The organism is Natronorubrum thiooxidans (genome assembly GCF_900156475.1).
Lineage (GTDB): Archaea > Halobacteriota > Halobacteria > Halobacteriales > Natrialbaceae > Natronorubrum > Natronorubrum thiooxidans.
Map to the genome: position 1 here is coordinate 73,666 of NZ_FTNR01000008.1, position 20,947 is coordinate 94,612.

The window sequence follows — 20,947 nt, forward strand, 5'->3', positions numbered from 1 at the left end:
TGGTCAGTGGGAGCTGTGTGCGCCTGCAGTTTCGAGCCCGTCGTAGAACGGGAGCTGTGGATGTGGGACGTGGATGCCGAGGCTCATCAGTCCATGGGCGAACAGGACGTAGCCAAGGACGACGAACGCGACGCCGAGCAGGCGGTGAACGCGCTGTCGGTGAACGACGTCGACGCTGTCGATGAACGTCCCGTAGGCGAAGACGGCGGGGATCGTCCCGATACCGAGTGCCGCGAGCGCGAGCGCACCGCCCGTCGGTGAGCCGGTCGCAAACGCGTAGAGGAACGCGGGGTACAGAATCGGACAGGGCAACAGCCCGTGCAATGCCCCCAATCCGACGATGCCGGGCCCGTTCGCCAGCCGGTGGACCCGTGCCGTCAGCCAGCCGACGACTCGCTCGAGGCCGGGAACGTTGATCCCGCCGGTCGCCCGTCCCAGCAGGTAGTAGACACCGGTCGCGATGACGAAGCCGCCGATAACGAGCCCGACGCCGCCGCGAGCGAGGTCGACGATCGGCGAGAGTTGGGCTGTGGTAATAAACAGCAAACTTCCGAGCGCCCCGAAAGCCGCCCCCAGCAGCGTGTAACTTGCCGTTCGGCCGATGTTGAACAGCGCGTGCTGGCGGACTTCGTAGGTCGTGAGGTGGCCCCGGCTATCGTTACCGCTGTCCATCTGCCCCGCATAGACGGTCACGAGCGGCCCACACATCCCGATACAGTGTGCACCGGCCAGCAGGCCAATCACGAGAAACAACAGGACGTCGACGCCGAGGAAGGTGAGTGGATCCATACGTGATCGTGTTTCGAATACGTGTTGCTCGAGTTAGCCACTCGAGGGGGTAATCGGTTTCGCCTCGATTCGAGCCAGTATCCATGTCTGCGTGTGGTTCATCTCTCGAATCGTATGCGTGCTGGTGGCCGTCCCCGACGTCCTGGTTACGCGCTCGCAAAAATCGACGCTGAGAGAACCGCTATTCGACGTACCGGTACTTCCGCTCGCCCATGCGGCCCCAGCCGTCGAAGACAAACTCCGAGTCGGGCGTCGTGAACTCCTCGACATCGACATCCATGTCGTGGTTGTGGACGTCGTGGATCTCCTCGTAATCGTCCCAGCTGAGGTCGTATCGGGCCTCGAGCTGTTCCTCGAGGTTCAGCGCCTCGATCTCCTCTTTCCAGCCGTCCTGAATCGTCTCCGCGTGGCCCTCCGCCTGCGCGCCGGAGCCGTAGGAGCCGACGAGCAACTGGCTGCCAGCGAGATCGAGATCGTTCTCGAGGGCGTGTTTCAACGCGCTCACGCGGGCGACGTGGACGGAACCGGTGTACCAGTTACCGACTTCGCGCGAGAGCGTCAGCGTCGGATCGATCGTCTCGCCGTACCACTCCTGGTACGTCTCGGTTTCCTTGAGTGCGTCCGTGTATTCTCGGAGTGCGTCGTGGAACGCCTCCTCGTCGTCGAACGCTTCGGCGCGCGGCTGGCGACCGATCTCGTCCGCGAGCTCTTTCTCGATCGGCGTGTCACGGATCATGTGCCGGTAGACCAGCAGGCCCGCCTTGCGGACCATTCCCGGGAACGGCGTGTGGAACGGAATGTAGGCGAACTGATCCGGGTGGGTGTCGCCGGCGACGCTCTCGTAGTCCTCGAGGGCCTCGCGCATGCGGGCGAGATACACCTGAACGGAGCGTTTGCCGTCGACGGAAGGGAACTGCTGGTTTGGTTTGAGGAAGTCGGTTTCGTCGGCCGAGCCATAGCCCTGCTCGGTCGAGAGTTCGACGAGGTCGGGATCTTCGGAAATATACATCGCGACGGCACCGGCACCCTGAGTTGCCTCGCCGGCGTCACCGCGGGCGTACAGTGCCGTGTCGGTCGCGATCACGAGCGCGCCGCGGCCACGATTGCGGCCCGCACGGATCCAGTTGTAGGCGTCATCAAGGCTCTGGGTCCCCGCGATACAGGCGAACTTCCGCTCGCCTTTGTTCGCGTGGTGGAAGTCGCCGTCGTAGACCTGTTCCAGGCAGCCAGCGACGTACGTCGAAACCGGCTTCGAGTTGTCGAAGGCGCTCTCGGTTGCGACGTCGATACGGCCGATATCGTCTGGCTCGAGCCCCTTGCGCTCCATCAGCCGGTGGGCGGCGTTTGCGCCCATCGTGACGATGTCCTCGTAGCTGTCGGGGAACGAACTCGCGTTGAGGCCGAGCCCTTTCGTGTACTTTTCGGGGTCTTCGCCCTTCTGAGGCGCGAACGTCCCCGGCAAGTCAAGTTTGAGATTCCCGGTCCAGATCTCGATGGCGTCGATACCGACTGCTGTCATAGCTACTGAATATTGACGACGGTATATGATATTGTCGTTCGACCGTTCGACGATCGTCGTAATACTGTGAGAGAGCTGTGCAAAACGCGTTCTAGCTGCTGTCGGCTTCTATCGGGACGTGATCATCGGCTCTCTACTCGACAGGAAACACACCTTGTTGCTAATTAAATCAATTATTTTATTAATATCGTGGTGATGCCAATAACTGGTCGAGGTGTCGATAGCCCACAACACCTCGGCCAGCGTTCCCCGCGAATCCGGCTGCCACGACCACCGGTTCGACCTGCTCCCGTCGAGGCGGTGGTCAATGGTAACACTCGTACCTGTCGCCGCCCGGCCTCGCTGGGACACCCGTTTTGAACGGTGGCGAAGCGACTTGCCGTGTCGCTGTTGCTCTCGAGGAACGGTATGTTCAGTTGACAGTACGTCTGCACGAAGAGCGATCGCAGTCGTTTCAGTCGCTAATAAATTTGTTATCGCGCCAATTAACGCCGCCCTGACCGGAGTTGTGGTCTCGAGGCCCTTCGACGACTTCGATGTCGGCCGGGCGAGCCTCGCCCTCGACGATGCGGGTTGCCTCGAGATCGCCGTCGCGTTCGGAGATTGCGGTCAGCGTCCCTTTTTCGGCGGTTTCGGCGATGCCACAGAGGACGAGGAACATCTGGTACTGGAGCAACGAGTTCTGGAGGACGGTTTCGCGGTCGCCTTTGAACGCCGCGAACTCGACGAGTTCGGATTCAATCTCGTCTTCTTCCTCTTCGTCCCAGCGGAACGAGTTCCGCCGTTCGTCAGGGTCTTCCTCGTAGACCCGATTTTCCGTGATGCTGGCTTTGAGCTGGGCGGTCGGGGTGTACTTGCTTACCGACTCGTCTTCAGCAACGGCTTTGAGGATGAGTGTGTTGTTCCGCCGCGTAATCTCTACGTCGGTGACGCCATCCGGAAACGTCGCCTCGTCGATATGCGTGCGAAGGTCTTCGAGGGGCAGTTCAAGGGTCGAGTGCAGTCGATATACGTGTCTGGATTCCTCTGTTGACATAGTGGGAAGGTGTGCGGCGACAGTCGCTGGGTTCCTAGTACGAGCGCGTGACTTATATGACCTGCTATTGAATACGTGGTCAATTGGGTCGGATGAATGTGTCGACCGTGAATGACTTACTCTACGTCGAGCGTCTCGGCTAGCTCGCCACGTTCGTCGAGTTCCTCGAGCACGTCCGAGCCACCGACGAACTCACCGTCGACGAACGTCTGTGGGATCGTCTCCCAGCCGCTGTGGGCCTCGAGTGCGGCGCGGTACTCGCCGAGGGAGTCGAGGACGTCGACGCACTCGTACTCGTCGCGGTACTGGCTGATTAGTCCGAGCGCCTTGCGGGAGTACCCACACTGGGGCATGAGCTCGGTCCCCTTCATGAAGAGGACGACCTCGTTGTCGTCGATGAGTTCTTCGACCTGTTCGTTGACTTCGTCCTGATCGAGCCCTTGATTCGGCGGGAAGTCCATATCCGTCATATGTCGGTGAAGGGGGATAGGCCTTGCGTCACTCACACCGGATAGCCCCGGCACCGGTACGAAGCCGGGTGAACCGTCTCGAAGTCACATCGCGAAGCCGGGCCGTCGTGTCGGCCGCTCGCCTACTTTTAAGTTGCGTTCGGCCGAACTGTCGCACGCTATGGAGATCACCTGGCACGGCCACTCGACGTGGCATGTCACCGTCGGAGAGACAGCGCTGTTGATCGACCCGTTTTTCGACAACCCGAAGACGGACCTCGAGCCGGCCGACATCGACACGCCGGAGTACGTGCTGTTGACACACGGCCACGCCGACCACATCGCCGACGCGGGCGAGTTTTCTGATGCGACGCTGGTCGCGACGCCGGAACTCGTTTCCTACTGTCAGGACGAGTTCGGCTTCGAGGACGCCGTCGGCGGGATGGGGATGAACCTCGGTGGCACTGTCGAGTGTGGCGACGCGTTCGTCACCATGGTCCGAGCCGACCATACGAACGGGATCATGACCGAAAGCGACGCGAGCGGCGGCATGCCTGCCGGCTTCGTCATCTCCGATACGAAACCGACACAGGCCGCAGACGAGGAGTCGACGACGTTCTACAACGCCGGCGACACGTCGCTGATGACCGAGATGCGCGAGGTCGTCGGCCCGTATCTCGAGCCCGACGTCGCCGCCGTGCCAATCGGCGATCATTTCACGATGGGACCGTGGCAGGCTGGCGTCGCCATCGACTGGCTCGACGTCGACTACGCGCTCCCACAGCACTACGACACGTTCCCGCCGATCGAACAGGACCCCGCGGAGTTCGAACGCGAGGTCAAAGCGACAGGCAGCGACGCCGACGTTGTGATCGCCGAGGCTGACGAACCGTTCGAACTCTAAATCTGGATCGTCGCCCGCAATAGCCACCGTTTTTCCCACACTGATCGCTATCCTATCGATTAGCCGATACGACCACCAGTAACGTTTACACCGTCGGGTGTGGACGTCTCGAGTGCGATGACAAAAGCAGTCACCACCGTTTCAGAAGAGGGGTTCAGTGCGACGAACGAGGTTCGTGAGTTCGAGACGACGATCGACGCGAACGGGGAGGACGCTCCCGACACGCTCGAGGCCCTGCTTTCGGCCTACGGCTCCTGTTATGTCCCGGCGCTGCGAGTCGGCGGCCAGCAACGTGGTGTCGACGATCTCGGAAAAATCGAGATCAACACGACCGGCGAACTCAACGACGACGACAAACTCGAGTCGGTGACGTTCGATATCCGCGTCGAAGCGACCGTCGACGACGACACTGGCGAGAAGATCATCGAGCGCGCGTTCGAACTCTGTAAGGTCCACGACGCGCTGAAAGACAGTCTCCACGCGGAGACAACCATCGAGGGCAACGCCTTCTGAACGGCATCCTCGAGTTTCTGTACTGACAGGTGGGCACAACCCACATATTCGATGACTTCCTCGAGATGGATATGCATCGTCGACATGACCTGCTGGTCATCAGCGTGGTCGGAATTATTGTTCTGGCGGGGTGTCTCGGTGGCGTCGACGCAGGTGCAGACACCGCAGCGGCCGACAGCGTCGACGGGACCCTCGAGATCCACCACATCGACGTCGGGCAGGCCGATTCGACGCTGCTCGTGACGCCCGCCGGCGAAACGATCCTGATCGATACGGGCGACTGGCGAGCGGACGGTCGAGCAGTCATCGACTACCTCGAGACGCAGGACATCGACCGGATTGACCACCTCGTGGCGACCCACGCCCACGCTGACCACATCGGCGGCCACGCGGCTGTCATCGAGCATTTCGAAGAACACGGCGACGGCGTCGGTGCAGTCTACGATTCGGGTGTGGTCCACACGAGCCAGACCTACGAAGGCTACCTCGATGCCATCGAGGACCACGAGGTCACGTTGATTCAGGTTTCCGAAGGATACACACTGGATCTCGAGGACGAGCGCGTCGAGGCGACCGTGTTGAATCCGCCCGAAAACGGGTCGGGGGTCGGCCTCGACACCAACAGCATCGCCCTCGCCGTCGAGTTCGGATCGTTCTCCTACCTGACGACAGGTGACGGCGACGAAACGACCGAACAGCGACTGCTCGAGGCACACGATGACCTTGCGGCCGACGCCTATCAGGCCGGCCATCACGGCTCCTCGACGTCGTCGACACCACCGTTTCTCGATCGTGTCGACCCCGAGGTCGCCGTCATCTCGAGCGCACTCGAGTCCCAGTACGGCCATCCTCACGACGAGGTCCTCGAGTCGTTCGCCGAGCGCGGCATCGAAACGTACTGGACCGGCGTCCACGGTACCGTCGTCCTCACGACCGACGGAGCGGACGTGACAGTGACGACCGACCACGAGGCGACGACCGACCCCGAGGAACTACTCGAGCGAAAACACGAGGCCCGCTCGTCTACCGACTCGCTGACGACACCGTCTCTAGCTCCAGGAGTGGCGCTCGAGTCCGTGCATGTAGAGGGCACAGCGCTTGGGCCAGAGCCGGTGATTGATGCTGTGGCCGCGTCTCGTATCAACCCATGACCGAACCCGACACCGCAGTCCTCGACCGGATCGTCGACGGCGAGACGGCCGTCCTCTTGCTCGAGGCCGACGGGACAGTGGTCGACGAACGCACACTCGCCGTCGAGCGGTTGCCCGAGGAGGGTCGCCACGAGGGTGCCGTCTTCGACGTCGACCTCGAGGGCGAGACACTTCGTGAGCTTACGTACCGATCGTCGGAGACGCAGGATCGGCGGCAAGCGATGCAAGAGCGGTTCGAACGGCTCTCGGAGCGGTTCGACGATGAGTAAGTACGCTTTGCGGAGTCGACAGCGGAAGACCGAAACAGGAGGGGTGGAGGTTGGGGATCGACCCAGTGGTTCGGATGTGTGGGATGACACAACGACGGATGCCCTCTGCTAGTTCGGTCAGGGTCCGCCGCAACTGGTGGTTGTTTCGATGGGATCATAGCCGTGATGCCAACGTGTGTTGGAACACCGATTCGATAATGGGCATCTTCAAGACGATCCCCGAGACAGATGCTGGCATGTTACGTTCGTTCGACGGAACGGAGCCACAGGTTGCCGAGTCGGCATACGTCGACGAAGCGGCGGTCGTGATCGGCGACGTCGTCATCGAAGCTGACGCGAGCGTCTGGCCAAACACGACTCTCCGCGGCGATCACGGCCAGATCGTCGTCGGCGAAGGCGCAAACATCCAAGACAACGCCGTGCTCCACGAGGACGCCGTCCTCGAGCCGTACACGACGGTCGGTCACAGCGCCATCGTCCACGACGCGACCGTCGCCGAGCGCGCGCTGGTCGGGATGAACGCGGTGGTCCTCGACGGTGCCCACGTCGGCGAGGGCGCAGTCGTCGCGGCCGGTAGCGTCGTCACTGAGGACACCGAGATCCCGCCGTCCACGCTCGTCGCCGGCGCACCCGCCGAGGTGAAAACCGAGATCGATGACCCCCACCTCGGCGCGACAGCCGACCGATACGTGGAGCTATCGAGGAAACACGCAGAAACGTCCACCCGACTCGAGTGACACGGGTCGTGTCGGCCGCCAGACCGGCCACCGAACCGTGCGAGACACCCGATGAAAACGCTGATACAGCCACCGCTCTAATCGGGTGCCATGAGCGACAACCCGTGGACGGATCGGATCGTCGGGGCGCGGATGACCGTCGATCAGGCGTTTTCGACGCGGATTGCAGACTCGGAGTTCTCCAACCAGCAGTGGAGCCTGATCATGACTGCCACCGAGTTCGAGATCGAACATGCCGACGATCCCGACCGCGCACGGATCGTAGCCAACACCGATAACGTCGAGCAGATCATCCCCGAACTCGACAACATGCCGACCGGCATGGGCGCGATGGGCGGACAGGGCAACGGCCAACAGAGTGGCTCCTCGAGCGGCGGCCTTTTCGGTTCGATCAAAGGCGCACTTGGACTGGGCGGCGACGACGATGGCGACGGTGACGCCGACAAACTTCGGGCCGCCGAACGACTTACGCAGGAGTACGCCGAGGAGTTACAGTCCCACCTCGAGTCGGACGGGCGCTGGGAGTCGGTTCGAGAAGCCGCAGCCAAAAAATAACAGTACAGCTCGAAATAGTACGGTGATCTGTAGTGATATTTAGTCACTGTACCTGATTATATAAGGTTTTTCTTGACAGATTGTAATAGATTCGGTCATATGAATACGTGTGGTCATTGACCACTCACGCACAGCTGAATTGCGTGTCTAAATAAGAGAGTCAGCAGCAGGTGACAATGTGCCTCCAAAAGTACGTGCGGCACTCGTGATGGCAGGAGCAGGCCTGTGGGGACAGGGCGGTTCACTGCTCATTGCCATCGTGATCGCCGCCTCGTCTGACGATTCGCCGAACGACCGATAAGTCTGGCCGTCACAGCGGCCAGCGTGCTGCCTTTTTTGTTCGGCGATGTAGGCAGTCAGCTGTTATTGTGTGGGCCTACAATTAGGAGTAGTATCTCGCTCGAAAAAAGTATTGCTATACGTTAAGATAACGACAGATAACCCACGTATCGCTCGCAAGGGACGCTCCATGCAAATGTAGATTCACCAGTCGCAAGCCACAGCACCTATAGGTACGCTGCCCGACCGTAGGAGTATGAGCGATGACGTCGAAACCACAACCGTCTCGATCAGCACCGACGATGACACGACCGACGAAGTGACGATTCCGTCCGGTCTCATCGACCTCGTCGCGGAGGGCGACCAGACCGACGCCGAAACGATCGCCGACGTCGCGCTGCTGTCGTTCGCCAGCCGCGCCCACCACCTCGTCCACCACGGACAGGGCGCAGACGAGGACCTCGAGGCCCAGGAAGCCCGTGTCATGGACCTGTTCGAGGAACGCTTCGGCGTCACCTACGGCGAAGCGACCGGCCACCAGCACTGAGACGGCGAGAGAACGCGACTCGAGCGATTTTTCAGCGAGAATACACCCACCAACGCAATAAGAGAGCCACAGCGACGCCTGTTCGCCGACGGCGATGCGCTATGACGATCCCGCAATCAGCCCCATCGGGTCAGTGCCCGTCCCCGAACCGTCGGGAGACGGTGACTCGGGACCCGCTGGTTCGTCGAACGGATCATCATCGAACGGAGCCTCGTCGAACGGATCATCAGCCGGTTCGTCTTCCGGCGGCTCGTCGAACGGATCCTCGTCGACCGGCTCATCCGCCGGTTCCGCTTCGGATGGGCCCTCGACCGTCACCGCCGTCTCGGCGAGTTCGTCCGCGCTCGAGACGCTGACTGGGTAGTCGCCGGGCTCGAGCGCGTCGGTATCCGCAGTCAGCGTCAGCACTTCCGACGCGCCGGGCTCGAGCGAAACCGGTACGGTATCGACGACGGCGTCACCAACGGCCAGTTCGATGTCCTGGGTTCCTGCCTCGCCACCGACGTTTTCGACATCGACGTCCACCTCGAGCGGCGTTCCCTGTTCGAGGGGAGCGTTCGTGCCCGTGATCGAGACGGCGAACTCGGCTGGCTCGCTTGGCGTGAGTTCACCAGCCGTCGCCGTCGCGGCGGGTTCGACCGCGTCTGCGTCGTAGTCGTATCTGCTCAGATCGACCGCCCAGACGAGCCGTTCGTCGTCGGTTTCGGGCGTCCATTCGACGGTGAACGTGTTCGTCCCGGCCTCGAGTTCGTCGACTGGCTCGTCCGCAGTTGTCCCCTCGACGAACTCGCTGTCGACAACCAGCGCCGCGTCGTTCGGGTTCTCGTAGCCGAATGTGACCGCGATACCGTCCTCGGTCGGTGTCGTCTCCTCGACGCCGAGTTCGGGAAGTTCGGGACGGACCTCAGCGATACACTCGCTGGCGTCGGGGTTCGGATAATCCATCTCGCCCGGCGTCGCATCGGGCGAGGCAAAGCCGGTGATCGCAGCGCCGAAGTCGCCCTCGGGAACGGTGACGGTCGCGCCGGCGTCGGTTTCGGTGACGGTGAACTCGTCGCCGGGCTCGTAGGTGATCGTCCCCTCGAACGGCGCGGCGACGTCCTCGCCAACCGTGATCGCGTACTCGCCCATCGTGTTGCCGAAGCCGCCCGATTCGTAGAACCCGGTGGCGGCGATGATCGTCTCGCCGTCCTCGAACGAGCCCGTCACCTCGGCCTGTTGGCAGGTGACGAACTCGACGGCGAACGGCTCTGGTTCGAGGTCGACCGTGTACTCGAGCGAGTCGATCGCGAGCTGCTCACCGTCCTCGTCGACAACGGCCACTTCAAGCGTTGCATCGTCCTCGAGTGGGGGATCGAGAGTGAGTGTCTCGGATTCGGTAGTTTCGCCGGCTGGGAACGGCTCACTTTCGGCGAGCTGCTCGCCGTCCTCGTCGGTGACGGTGAGTGCGTACTCGACCGATGCGTTCGCTTCCGCGACGGTCAGTGTCTCACCGTCGCCCGTCTGATCGCTCACCTCGAGGATCGCTTCCGGCTCGGGTTCGTCCTCAAGGGTATACTCGATCGTCTCGGTCGCGAGTTCCTCGCCATCTGGTCCCACGATAGCGACGTCGACAGTCGTGGACGTCTCGAGCGATGGCTCGAGAGCGAGTTCTAGTTCGGTGACGGTCTCCTCGGCTCCGAACGTATCGCTCTCGGCCCCGGTCTCGTCGGCTGCAGCCGTGACAGTGTACTCGACATCGGCCCTCGCTTCGTCCACCACGAGCGTCTCGCCGTCACCCTCCTGGTCGCTCACTGAGAGTGTCGCTTCCGGCTCAGGTTCGTCGGGCTCGTCGATCTCGCCGACGGTCACGAGCGCCGTATCGAGAATCGGCGCACCGCCGGGGGTGACGTACGGTTCATCTTCCGCGCCGTCCGTCTCCGCGTACTGGAACGTCTCGTCGTCGTTCGTATCGTGGTGAACCACCGCCACGAGGGGCTGCTCGCCCTCGAGTGACTCCTCGAGGTCGATCTCGACCTCACTGTGCGCGCCGGGCTCGAGATAGGCCGACGACCCGAGCACGCCAGCCGGATCGGCGACGCGTTCACCGTCGTAGATTGCCACGAAGCCGCCTTCCGAGAGCTCGACGCTGTCGACGACGACGCTGTCGCCGTCACGCTCCTGCTCGGCGAACGTGATCGTCGCCTCACCCTCGAGGTCGTCGATCGCTTCGACGCGCTGGGTGAGTTCGCCCTCGAGGAACTGACTGAGCTCGACGTCGCCGTCGACACCGTCCTCGACCGCGAAGGCCGTGGCATCGGCTGCGGTCTCCGACGTGAGGGTTTGTAGTTGCGTGATCGAGATCTGTTGGAACTGCACTGCTCGAGCCGTCTCCTGACAAGCCCCGCGGGCGGCAAGCTGAAGTTGTTCGGCGGTCGCCTCCTGAGATTGTTCCAGCACACCGCTTGCGCTGCCGGCTGCGAGCACCTGCACCTGCGTGACGTCGATGACCTGTTTCTGGATCACAGCCCCCTCGCCGGCACCGAACGAAGCGGCCTGAATCTGTTCGACGTTGACGACCTGTTGCTGGATCGCCGACTCAATTGCTCCCTGTGACGCACCGACGGCAGCGTACTGGATCTGTGTGATCGATATCTCCTGTTGTTGGACGAGTACGCCACCGGCCGCCCCGTCAGCCGCGGCCTGAATCTGCTCGATAGTCGCGTCCTGACTCTGCGTTATCGACCCCTTGGCCGCACCGAAGGATGCCGCCTGAATCTGTGTGATCGAGATCCGCTGGACCTGTTCGATACTGATCGATTGGACCTGTATCAACGCTCCCTTGCTCGCCCCGCGTGCGGCGGCCTGTGTCTGCTCGACTGTCACCGTCTGTTGCTGGACGAGCGCGCCCTTTGCAGCCCCAGTTGCGGCCTTCTGAATCTGTTTGATCGTCGCCCGCTGGTACTGTTCGACCTCGACGCGCTGTTCTTGCTCGAGGACGAGTTCGCTGCTTCCCTCGAGCGCGCCCGCGGATGAACCTGCGGCCGCGTTTTGGACGTGCTCTAACGTGACTTGCTGGCGCTGTTCAACCGTAATCTGCTGATACTGCTCGAGCACGCCGTAGGCCGCGCCCTGTGCGGCCTCCTGAATCTTCGGCGCGTGCGTGATGTCTTTGTCACCGGCCTCACTCGCCGCCCCGGCAGCGGCCCCGCGAGCGGCGACCTGAATCTGCTCGACGGTCACGCGCTGTTCTTGGGCAATTGCGCCGTGTGCGGCCCCCCACGTCGCACTCTGCATCTGACTCGCCGAAACCGTCTGGAACTGCGCGAGTGCGCCGTCGGTTGCCCCGCTGACGGCGAACTGGACCTGCTCGACGTCGACCTGCTGGGCTTGCATGAGCGAGCCGTGAGTAGCCCCCTTCGTCGCCTCCTGGACCTGCTCGACGTCGGCTTGCTGGTGTTGGGCGACTGACTCGCGTGCGCCCTCGAGCGCCGCCTCACGCTGCTCCTGGCTCACCTCGACACCCTGTGATTGTGCGAGTTCGATCCCCTCGTCGACGCCGTCCTCGACAGCATCATTCTGCTGGACCGACAACGATGGCTGTGCGTCGCTGTTGGTCGCATCCAACTCCGCCGTCGACTCCATCGATACCAACTCGAGGTCGCTGACAGCGTCAGCGTCGCTTGCAGTACCGATCGCAGTCTGCGTGCCGCCGGCGGCTGTCGCCTCGCCGGTTGCACCGTCTGCAGTTTCACCGTCGAGCACGCCGCTTCCCCCGCCGAGTATCGGCAACGCCAGCACGCTCGTCACCAGCAACGCGGCGACGAGCGCCACGGCCACCGCTCCTCGTCTGGTCATGGCTCGAGTCTCCTGCGGGCGGTCGTGATCCGCTCGCTTCGCTCTCGTCCGGTTCTGGCCCCATCAGGGGCCAACTTCCGTCTTTGGGACACCCCGCGATAGCGCCAACTGCCTACGGTATTTACGAGTAGCATCGGTTTCCCGCCACCGGGTGAAACGAGTCAATAAGCCCCGTCGGTCGTTTCAGTTAGCTCCGAGACATAATACGATATTATCATCATCGAACGCGACAGTTCGACTGGATCGATCGCCGACCGGTGTCGAGACCGCGGTCACCGATGACTCGACCGGGCAACCGACTCGAGTGGCCAGCCGAGTGAGAGGTAGCAGCCTGTTTCGAACCAGACACAGCCGCTTTGCCCTCCCTCGAGGTGAACTGACGAGCGGCTGTCGCCCATCTCGGAAACCGAAGTGTTGAACTAGGTTTACGAGAGTGGCAGTGGTATGGCAACAGAACAAAATTCGGTGGATCTCGTCGATGGCGAGATCGTTCGTCAGTTCGCTCGGGCAGCCCTGCTTGCCGCACTGCTCGGCGCGGCAGCGCCCGTCTCGATCCCGATCCCGCTCTCGCCGGTACCGATCACCTTACAGGTACTGTTCGTCTTCCTCGCCGGCCTCGTCCTGGGGCCGGTGTGGGGACCGACCTCGATTCTCCTCTATCTCGCCGCGGGAGCCATCGGGCTACCCGTCTTCTCGGGGATGAGTGCGGGACTCGGCGTGCTGGTCGGTAACACGGCCGGCTACCTCTGGGCGTACCCGCTCGCTGCGGGCCTGATCGGGCTCATGGTCCATGGGGACACCGACCTTCGGGATCCCGCCGACGTTTCGCTCCCGGTCGTCATCGTCGCGCTCGTCGCCGGAACGATTCTCATCTACGGCATGGGCACCGGCTACATGGCCTGGGCCCTCGAGCTCGGGATGTGGGAAGCGATTTCAATCGGCGCACTGTTGTTTATCCCCGGCGAACTGCTCAAGATCGCCGCGGCGATCGCGATCGTCAAAAGCGGCCGTATCGCACCGATCCAGTCGTGAGCCGCCGACATTTCATGACCGCGACGATATGATTGCGTTTCGCTCCGTCTCGTACGCGTTCGACGACGTTCTTGTCCTCGAGGACGTCTCGCTCTCGATCGACGACGGCGAGTTCGTTCTCTTTGCGGGGGCCAACGGCAGCGGGAAGACGACGCTGTTGCGCCACTGCAATGGCCTCCTCGAGCCCGATTCCGGCGAGGTCCTCGTCAACGGCACGCCCGTCGCGGACGACCTGATCGCCGCCCGGTCGGCCGTCGGCATGGTCTTTCAACACCCACGCGACCAGTTCGTCGCTGCAACGGTCGGTGCCGACGTCGCCTTCGGGCCCGAGAACCTCGGCCTCACACGTGAGGAGATCGATCGACGGGTCGAGGCCGCCCTCGAGGCCGTCAACATGACCGGTCGCGACGATGAGCGCATCGACGCGCTCTCGGGGGGCGAACAGTCCCGCGTGGCCATCGCGGGCGCGCTTGCGATGGATCCGAGCCATCTCGTGCTCGACGAACCCTTTACTGGGCTCGACGATCCTGCCCGCCGGTCCGTTCTCGAGCGCCTCGAGTCGCTCGCCGCCGACGGCACCGGCATCTTGCTGACGACCCACGATCTCCGGGATGTCGTCGGCCTCGCCGACCGCATCGTCGCCATGAAACACGGCCAGGTCGTGATCGACGACCCGCCCGAACGTGCACTCGAGGCGCTTTCGGGACTCGAGGTTCGCATCCCCGACACCTGACGGAGACCACCGACGATGCTCACCTACGCCCCCGACGACACGCTCGCCCACCGGCTCGATCCCCGCACGAAGCTGGTCGTCCAGATCGGCTTCGCGACGACGGCGCTGGCCCACACCAGCCCACAAGCGTTACTCGCCCTCTCCGTCGTGGCCGGGCTGATCCTGCTCGCCGCTCGCGTGGCGCTGCTCGAGGCACTGTACGCCTACCGATTCGCACTCGTTATCCTCGCTATCGCGCCGCTGATTGCGGGGTTGACACTCGGCGCACCGTGGTTCGATCTCACCGACGCCGGGGACTCCGGGCGGGCGAGCTACCGGGTCTTGCTCATCTTACTCGTCAGTGCGGCGTACGTCCGTTCGACGCCAGTGCGTGCGTCTCGAGCCGCGATCCAGCGGACGGTTCCCGGCAAACCAGGCCAAGTCCTCGGCATCGGCGTCGCGCTCGTCTTCCGGTTCCTGCCGGTCTTGCAGGCCGATTTCCGGACGATCCGCGACGCGATGGCTGCTAGGCTGGGCGACGAGCGAGGCGTCATCGAGCGCGCCAGCACGCTCTCGCTGCTCGCGCTCTCGCGGGCGTTCGACCGGGCCGATCGACTCGCACTCGCTTTGCAGGCACGCTGTTTCGCCTGGAACCCGACGCTGCCCGCGCTGGCGTTTTCGCGGGCCGATTACCCCGTGCTCGCGGGGGCCGTCGTGCTCGCGCTCACGGCGTTCCTCTGACCATCCGGCCACCGGCTCACCGCAACTGTCCCCCGAGCACCTTCGCGGCGACGAGCACCGGATCCCACGTCGTGTTAAACGGCGGCGCGTACGCGAGGTCGTAGTTCTCGAGTTCCAAGACTGTTGTTTCCTCCATGAGCGCGCCGACGAGAGCGTGGCTACGGTGGACGGCCCCTTCGCCGTACTCGCTGACGAGACTCCCGCCGAGGACACGCCCGGAGTCACGGTCGGCGGTCAGCGTGATCGTGATATCGCTCCCGTCGGGGTAGTAGCCTGCGCGTGATTTCGCCGTCACCGTCTTCCTGACCGGGTCGAACCCGGCCGCACGCGCGTCGTCGTGGTCGAGAACCCCGGTTCGGGCCGCCTCGACGTCGAACGCCTTGACCGCCGCCGTCCCCGCGACGCCGCCGCCTTCGGTCGGCCGGCCGCTGACGGTCTGGCCGACCGCGCGGCCGTGGCGGTTGGCGGTCAGCGCCAGCGGCACGTGCACCGACTCGCCCGTCACGACGTGTGTCGCTTCAGCTCAGTCGCCCGCGGCGTAGACGTCCGGCGCGCTCGTCTCGCGATAGGCATCGGTCGCGATCGCGCCCGTCTCACCGATCTCGATGCCGGCATTTTCGGCGAGGCCCGTTCGCGGTCGAACCCCCGTCCCGAGCAACACCATCTCGACCGCGACCCGGTCGTCGGCCGTGACGACAGCCTCGACCGCCTCCCCACCGGCGAGTTCCTCGACCGACGCATTGAGATGGTCCGCGACATCTTCGTCGCGGAGGTGGTCGGCGACGTGCTCGCTCGTCTCCTCGCTAAAGCCTTTCAGCAGGCGGTCGCCGCGCTGGAACAGATTGACCTCGAACCCGTTCGCCGCCAGCGCTTCGGCCATCTCGAGTCCGATGTACCCACCCCCGACGACGCCGACCGGGCCGGTACAGTCCTCGAGGAACCGACAGGCTGGCCCGCGATCCGGCTGCTGGAACGACTCCTCGCTGCGCGCTCGAGCGACGTACTCCCGAAGTTCCTTCCCGTCGCTCATCGAGCCGAGGGTGTAGACACCCTCCCGGTCGGTGCCGTCGATCTCCGGCACGACCGCCGCCGCGCCGGTTGCGATCAGCAGGTGGTCGTACGACTGGACGACCGTCTCCGACCCCGATTCGGCGGTGACCGTCCGGTCGTCTGGATCGATCGCGACCACTTCGTGACCCGTTCGGAGGTCGATGTCGCGTTCCTCCCGAAACTCCTCGGGTGTGACCGAGACCAGCGCCTCGAGCGACTGAATCTCGCCTTTGATGTAGTAGGGCAGCCCGCAGGCTCCATACGAGACCCACTCTCCTTTCTCGAAGACAACGACCTCGAGGTCGGGATCGTCCCGCTTTGCTTTGCTCGCCGCAGACATACCGGCTGCATCGCCACCGACGACGACGAAGGTGTCCGTCATACCAACTCCTGTGTCCGGCAGGGTTGTATACTGTTGGCCACCAGTGATGCTGCCGGACAGTGAGCAGTCGGTCGCAAACGGTCGTCCGGTCTGCTGTCAGTCAGTGCCGGCGCGACCGTGAACGATCTTATCATTTGAATTATACATCGGTACAGCGGACCGTCTCAGCCGGTGTGCAAAAACGAACATATTTGATAACAGCTATACACCGATGCAGTAGATGACAGGGACGAACTCGATCCCGCCCACGCCGCCGGGGATGCCAGTTCTCGGCCATACAACCGCCTTCGCCAGTGATCCGTTCGGCTTCGTCAAGCAATCCGTCGAATCCGTCGGTGACGTGTTTCGAATGCGATTGCTCGGCACGGACGTCTATTTTCTCGCCCATCCCGACTACGTCGAGACAGCGTTACTGGACCGCGAGACGTTCGCCAAACTCGATGACTTCAGGGTCGCCTTCGGCGAGGCACTGCTCTCGGTCGACGGCGAGCAATGGCAACGCCAGCGCCACGCGATGGAGGACTTCTTCAGTCCGACACGCATCCACGAGTACGCCGAGACGATGACTGGCGTCACCAGTGCCCGGATCGACGGCTGGGAGGCCGGTGACACGATTCGTATCGACGACGAAATGCGCGCGATCGCCTTGCACAACCTGTTCGAGGTGGTACTCGGGCAGTCGCTGACCGACGATGCGGTCGACGAGTTGGCCGCGGCCGCCCACGCGCTCAACCTCTGGTTCAAGCCGACGTCGTGGGTGCTTCCAGACTGGGTTCCGACGCCCGCACGGTACAGGTTTCAGCGCGGCGCTGACGAACTGCGCGAGCAGGCACGTACACTCCTGGCCGAGCACGGTGACGATCCAACGGACGACAGTCTTCTCGCCACATTGGCCGCGTTACGCGCCGATCCTGACTCAGCGTTCGACCGGAAAGAGGTCCTCGATCAGGTCGTCGGGATGGTGTTCGCCGGCCACGAAACCACCGCCCTCGCCATGACGTATGCGCTCCACCAGATCGGCTCCCATCCCACCGTTGCTGAGCGATTCTATGCCGAACTCGACGACGTAATCGACGGCCAGCCGACCATCTCCGACTTACAGGACCTCGAATACCTCGAGCAGATCATCAACGAGACGCTCCGTCTCTATCCGCCCGTGCATGCGATTCCTCGAGTCACAACCGACCGGGTCGAGATCGGTGGACACACGATTCCGGCCGACGCACAGGTACTGCTCTCGGTGTGGAATATGCACCGCGACCCACGGTTCTACGAGACGCCGCTCGCGTTCGATCCGAATCGCTGGGAACAGGTCACACCCCGGGAACAGGGCGCTGCGTTCGTTCCGTTCGGCGCGGGCCCGCGCATCTGTATCGGACGGCACTTCGCCCGGCTCGAGATGAAAGCCGTCCTCGCAGCGATCGGCCAGCAGTATCACCTCGACGCCAGCGGTGACCTCGAGGTGGATCCACAGATGACGTCCCAGCCTGCCGATCCGATCTCGATACGGATCGAGACTCGAGCGTAGATTGAATTCCACGCAACGCTCGATGCGATTGACGTCGAATCACTTCAGAACAGCGTTTCGGCTCACGAGTTTGTTCGCCAGAAGAAGCCGGTGGAGGGGATTGTAAACGACGCCCACTTCGCTCGCAATGCTCACTCGTGGTCTAGTTCAAATCTTCCAAAGCGTATTTGTCGCTCACGGATTTGTTCGCGGCAAAATAAGCCGGTGGAGGGATTTGAACCCTCGACCTAATCCTTACGAAGGATTCGCTCTGCCAGTCTGAGCTACACCGGCGCGATTGCATTCATTGATAGGACCGATACCAGTCATAAGGATTGCGAATCGGCTCGGTTGTGCGAACAGTCTCCGTGACTCGAGCACCCACGGTACTCACTCCGGCCTTATCGCTCGAGTCGGACGTCCAGACAGACGTTCAGCTCGTGTGGCGCATACGAACGGACCGTGTGCCGGGTTTCGACGCTGACCTCGTACTCGGGCTCGGCAGCCGCGCGGATCGCGCGCTCGCCGGGGCCGAAGGGGTCGTCTTCGTGTTGAATGTCGTAGTAATGAATCACGCAGTCGTCGCTCGCGAGGGTAACGGCGGTCTCGAGGAACTCGTCGGCGCTGTGGGGGAGGTTCATTACAAGGCGGTCGGCCCAGCCCTCGTACTCGGCGGCGACCTCCCGGACGTCCGCACAGATCGCCGTCACCCGATCCTCGACGCCGTTTCGCCGGGCGTTCTCGCGGAGGTACTCGATCGCGTCTTCGTTGACGTCGACGCCGACACACGCCGCGCCGCGTTTCGCGAAGGGGATGACGAACGGGCCGACGCCGGCGAACATGTCGATCGCCTGTTCACCCTCGCTCACTTGCTCAGCGACCCGGTGGCGCTCGGTCGCCAGCCGCGGCGAGAAGTAGACTTCGGCGAGATCCAGCGCGAACTCACAGCCGTATTCGCGGTGGACCACCTCGGTATCCTCGCCGGCGAGCAGGTCCCAGTCGCGCACTCGCGTCTCGCCTTTGACTTTCGATTGCTTGTTCAACACCGTATCGACGGGCAGATCCGACTCGAGGACGGCGTCGGCGATCTCGCGGGCGCGCTCGTCGTCGTCCTCGTCGAGCAAGACCGCTCTGCCGAGTCGCTCGTAGGATGGCTCGAATCCCAGCACGTCGGCGGGCGTCGTCTGCGTCTCGCGCTCGGGGACGGCCAACGAGGCGACCTCGAGCGAGTCGGCGACCGCGTCGGGGTCGGTGACCGGAACGTAGAGACTCCCGTCCTCGACGGTTAGCTCGTACTCGTCGTCGATCAGGTCCGCGTCCGCCAGTTCGCGACGCGTCGCTTCGCCATCCTCGAGCGCGACGCGGACACACGGCACTTCCATACCCTGAAAAACCGGTCGCCCGCCGTAACGGTGACGTTTCGCGGTGACAGGTATGTCGACGTCCTCGAGGAGCGTGGACTGCGATGAACTGTTTTCAGACTGGCGCTGCTAGCGATCCTATGCAGGAACTCACGACCGTGGAGACGGTCCACGAGGAGCGTTCGTGGCTGTTCACGGTGCAAAATCAGTACGGCGAGCAGGAGGAGGTCATCCTCGTCCCCTGCGACGACGATACCGAGCAGGGCTCGACAAGCAGCCAGCCTGCGGCCGACGACGGCGTCGAGGCGTGGGTCAACCGCTGTACGCACGAATCCCAGCGGCTCGATACAGGTCAGGGAGTGCCGATGCGGGACGGCCAGCTCATCTGCCCGCGACACGGCTCGATGTTCGACGTGTGTTCCGGCCACTGTGACAACGGCGATGCTGCCGGGACGACGCTTCCCTCGGTCAACATTACCGTCAGCAGCGACGACACCGTGTTTCTCACCGACTACGAGCTGACCTTCGTCCACGAGGGCGGGATCGACGAGGACGACGGTCCCGACTCGACGTCACACATCTCGTTGTGATCGCCGCGTCGCCCGACTCGAAAGGTTATAACCGGTTTGCTGACTAGCGGTGGCTATGCTCACCTTCATCGGCCTCGGCCTCTACGACGAACGTTCGATCACCGTCGAGGGCCAGGAGGCGCTTCGCAACGCTGACCGTGCCTACGCCGAGTTCTACACCAGCAAACTGATCGGGACGACCGTCGACGACCTCGAGTCCCACCACGACGTCGACATCGAGGTCAGAGACCGCGCGGGCGTCGAACAACATCCCGACGACATCCTCGCAGCCGCCGAAACCGAGGACGTCGCCTTCCTCACCGCGGGCGATACGATGATCTCGACGACCCACGTCGACCTGCGCTTGCGCGCCCACGATCGGGGCATCGAGACGCGGGTGATCCACGGCGTCACGGCCCAGACGGCCACGAGCGCGCTGACCGGCCTCCAGAACTATCGCTTCGGGAAGGCGACGACGTTGCCGTTTCCGTACGCCCACGGCGCTGACGGGCTCCCAGAAAGTGTGACGCGCACGATCGACGACAACCGCGAGGACGGCCTCCACACGGTCGTCTATCTCGACATCAAAGTGGACAACGAAGCCGCGACGAACCGCCTCGAGGACGACGAGACGCTCGAGGAGTACATGACCGCCAACGTCGGTGCGGAACTGCTCGCCGAGGAGTACCCAGACCTGGTCGGCGTCGTCGTCGCCCGCGCCGGCAGTCCGGACCCGCTCGTTGAAGCCGACACGATGGCAGCCCTCGCGGATCGCGAGTTCGGCGATCCGTTGCATCTGCTCGTGATCCCGGGCGACTGTCACCTGCTCGAGGCCGACGCGCTGGTCGAACTCGCCGGTGCTAATCGGGACGATCTCGACGTCGTGTGAGACGCTGGCCGTCTATTCGCGTCCAGTTCGAACCCGCCACAGCGGGCGTGAAACGGTTCTTATGGGTTGGGTAAGCGATTTCGAACGACTGCGTCACTAGCGGTTTTCAGCGCAAGAGT

The 20,947-nt window shown here is 63.2% G+C and carries 19 protein-coding genes, 1 tRNA gene and 1 pseudogene; 13 read left to right on the forward strand and 8 right to left on the reverse strand.

Annotation, left to right across the window (positions count from 1 at the left end; translation table 11 throughout):
- Positions 1–3 precede the first annotated feature (3 nt).
- From BW940_RS12050 to BW940_RS12065, 4 genes are all read right to left on the reverse strand, one after another.
- Positions 4–789: a sulfite exporter TauE/SafE family protein gene (locus BW940_RS12050; RefSeq protein ID WP_076609468.1), complete on the reverse strand. Its 786-nt coding sequence runs from the start codon at positions 787–789 to the stop codon at positions 4–6.
- Positions 790–970: 181 nt separating this feature from the next.
- On the reverse strand, positions 971–2,308 hold the full coding sequence (gene hmgB, locus BW940_RS12055) for a hydroxymethylglutaryl-CoA synthase (protein ID WP_076609469.1): 1,338 nt from the start codon (positions 2,306–2,308) through the stop codon (positions 971–973).
- A 454-nt stretch (positions 2,309–2,762) separates the two neighbouring features.
- Positions 2,763–3,344: a DUF7110 family protein gene (locus BW940_RS12060; protein WP_076609470.1), complete on the reverse strand. Its 582-nt coding sequence runs from the start codon at positions 3,342–3,344 to the stop codon at positions 2,763–2,765.
- Between the two features lie 116 nt (positions 3,345–3,460).
- The gene (locus BW940_RS12065) at positions 3,461–3,805 is read right to left on the reverse strand and encodes a glutaredoxin family protein (RefSeq protein WP_076609566.1); all 345 of its coding nucleotides are present in this window, start codon (positions 3,803–3,805) and stop codon (positions 3,461–3,463) included.
- A gap of 169 nt (positions 3,806–3,974) precedes the next feature.
- On the opposite strand from BW940_RS12065, the gene BW940_RS12070 reads away from it, so the two are divergent.
- From BW940_RS12070 to BW940_RS12100, 7 genes are all read left to right on the forward strand, one after another.
- Positions 3,975–4,697 (forward strand): metal-dependent hydrolase, encoded by a 723-nt coding sequence (locus BW940_RS12070; protein WP_076609471.1) that lies wholly within the window; start codon positions 3,975–3,977, stop codon positions 4,695–4,697.
- A gap of 117 nt (positions 4,698–4,814) precedes the next feature.
- Entirely contained in the window at positions 4,815–5,210 is a 396-nt protein-coding gene (locus tag BW940_RS12075) for an OsmC family protein (protein ID WP_076609567.1), read from the forward strand.
- 71 nt (positions 5,211–5,281) lie between these two features.
- Positions 5,282–6,361, forward strand: coding sequence for a ComEC/Rec2 family competence protein (locus BW940_RS12080; protein ID WP_076609568.1), 1,080 nt, complete (start codon positions 5,282–5,284; stop codon positions 6,359–6,361).
- Complete coding sequence (locus BW940_RS12085) at positions 6,358–6,630, forward strand: DUF3006 domain-containing protein (RefSeq protein ID WP_076609472.1); 273 nt, start codon at positions 6,358–6,360, stop codon at positions 6,628–6,630. Before BW940_RS12080 ends, BW940_RS12085 begins: the two co-directional genes overlap by 4 nt.
- 197 nt (positions 6,631–6,827) lie before the next feature.
- Positions 6,828–7,367 (forward strand): gamma carbonic anhydrase family protein, encoded by a 540-nt coding sequence (locus BW940_RS12090; protein WP_394329401.1) that lies wholly within the window; start codon positions 6,828–6,830, stop codon positions 7,365–7,367.
- Positions 7,368–7,457: 90 nt separating this feature from the next.
- Entirely contained in the window at positions 7,458–7,922 is a 465-nt protein-coding gene (locus BW940_RS12095) for a DUF5799 family protein (RefSeq protein ID WP_076609473.1), read from the forward strand.
- A 535-nt stretch (positions 7,923–8,457) separates the two neighbouring features.
- Entirely contained in the window at positions 8,458–8,748 is a 291-nt protein-coding gene (locus BW940_RS12100; RefSeq protein WP_076609474.1) for a DUF7545 family protein, read from the forward strand.
- Between the two features lie 99 nt (positions 8,749–8,847).
- Here the strand turns inward: BW940_RS12100 and BW940_RS12105 are convergent, their stop codons facing one another.
- The gene (locus tag BW940_RS12105) at positions 8,848–12,585 is read right to left on the reverse strand and encodes a DUF7282 domain-containing protein (RefSeq protein ID WP_076609475.1); all 3,738 of its coding nucleotides are present in this window, start codon (positions 12,583–12,585) and stop codon (positions 8,848–8,850) included.
- A 444-nt stretch (positions 12,586–13,029) separates the two neighbouring features.
- Between BW940_RS12105 and BW940_RS12110 the strand changes: the two genes are divergently transcribed.
- The 3 genes from BW940_RS12110 to BW940_RS12120 are packed head-to-tail and all read left to right on the forward strand — an operon-like array spanning position 13,030 to position 15,070.
- Complete coding sequence (locus tag BW940_RS12110) at positions 13,030–13,617, forward strand: biotin transporter BioY (RefSeq protein ID WP_076609476.1); 588 nt, start codon at positions 13,030–13,032, stop codon at positions 13,615–13,617.
- Between the two features lie 28 nt (positions 13,618–13,645).
- Positions 13,646–14,350 (forward strand): energy-coupling factor ABC transporter ATP-binding protein, encoded by a 705-nt coding sequence (locus BW940_RS12115; RefSeq protein ID WP_076609477.1) that lies wholly within the window; start codon positions 13,646–13,648, stop codon positions 14,348–14,350.
- Between the two features lie 15 nt (positions 14,351–14,365).
- A complete protein-coding gene (locus BW940_RS12120) occupies positions 14,366–15,070 on the forward strand; it encodes an energy-coupling factor transporter transmembrane component T family protein (RefSeq protein WP_076609478.1) in 705 nt (234 codons plus the stop codon).
- A 16-nt stretch (positions 15,071–15,086) separates the two neighbouring features.
- Here BW940_RS12120 and BW940_RS12125 read toward each other — a convergent pair.
- A pseudogene (locus tag BW940_RS12125) lies at positions 15,087–16,502 on the reverse strand (FAD-dependent oxidoreductase).
- Between the two features lie 220 nt (positions 16,503–16,722).
- Between BW940_RS12125 and BW940_RS12130 the strand changes: the two are divergent.
- Positions 16,723–18,030 carry a cytochrome P450 gene (locus BW940_RS12130; RefSeq protein ID WP_076609479.1) on the forward strand — a complete coding sequence of 436 codons (1,308 nt, stop codon included), beginning with the start codon at positions 16,723–16,725 and terminating at the stop codon, positions 18,028–18,030.
- Between the two features lie 199 nt (positions 18,031–18,229).
- Here the strand turns inward: BW940_RS12130 and BW940_RS12135 are convergent.
- Positions 18,230–18,303: transfer RNA gene (locus BW940_RS12135), tRNA-Thr, on the reverse strand.
- Positions 18,304–18,410: 107 nt separating this feature from the next.
- The gene (locus tag BW940_RS12140; protein ID WP_076609480.1) at positions 18,411–19,391 is read right to left on the reverse strand and encodes a class I SAM-dependent methyltransferase; all 981 of its coding nucleotides are present in this window, start codon (positions 19,389–19,391) and stop codon (positions 18,411–18,413) included.
- A gap of 119 nt (positions 19,392–19,510) precedes the next feature.
- Between BW940_RS12140 and BW940_RS12145 the strand changes: the two genes are divergently transcribed.
- Positions 19,511–19,960 carry a Rieske (2Fe-2S) protein gene (locus BW940_RS12145; RefSeq protein WP_076609481.1) on the forward strand — a complete coding sequence of 150 codons (450 nt, stop codon included), beginning with the start codon at positions 19,511–19,513 and terminating at the stop codon, positions 19,958–19,960.
- Positions 19,961–20,015: 55 nt separating this feature from the next.
- On the forward strand, positions 20,016–20,828 hold the full coding sequence (gene dph5 / locus BW940_RS12150) for a diphthine synthase (protein ID WP_076609482.1): 813 nt from the start codon (positions 20,016–20,018) through the stop codon (positions 20,826–20,828).
- Positions 20,829–20,947: the final 119 nt, after the last annotated feature.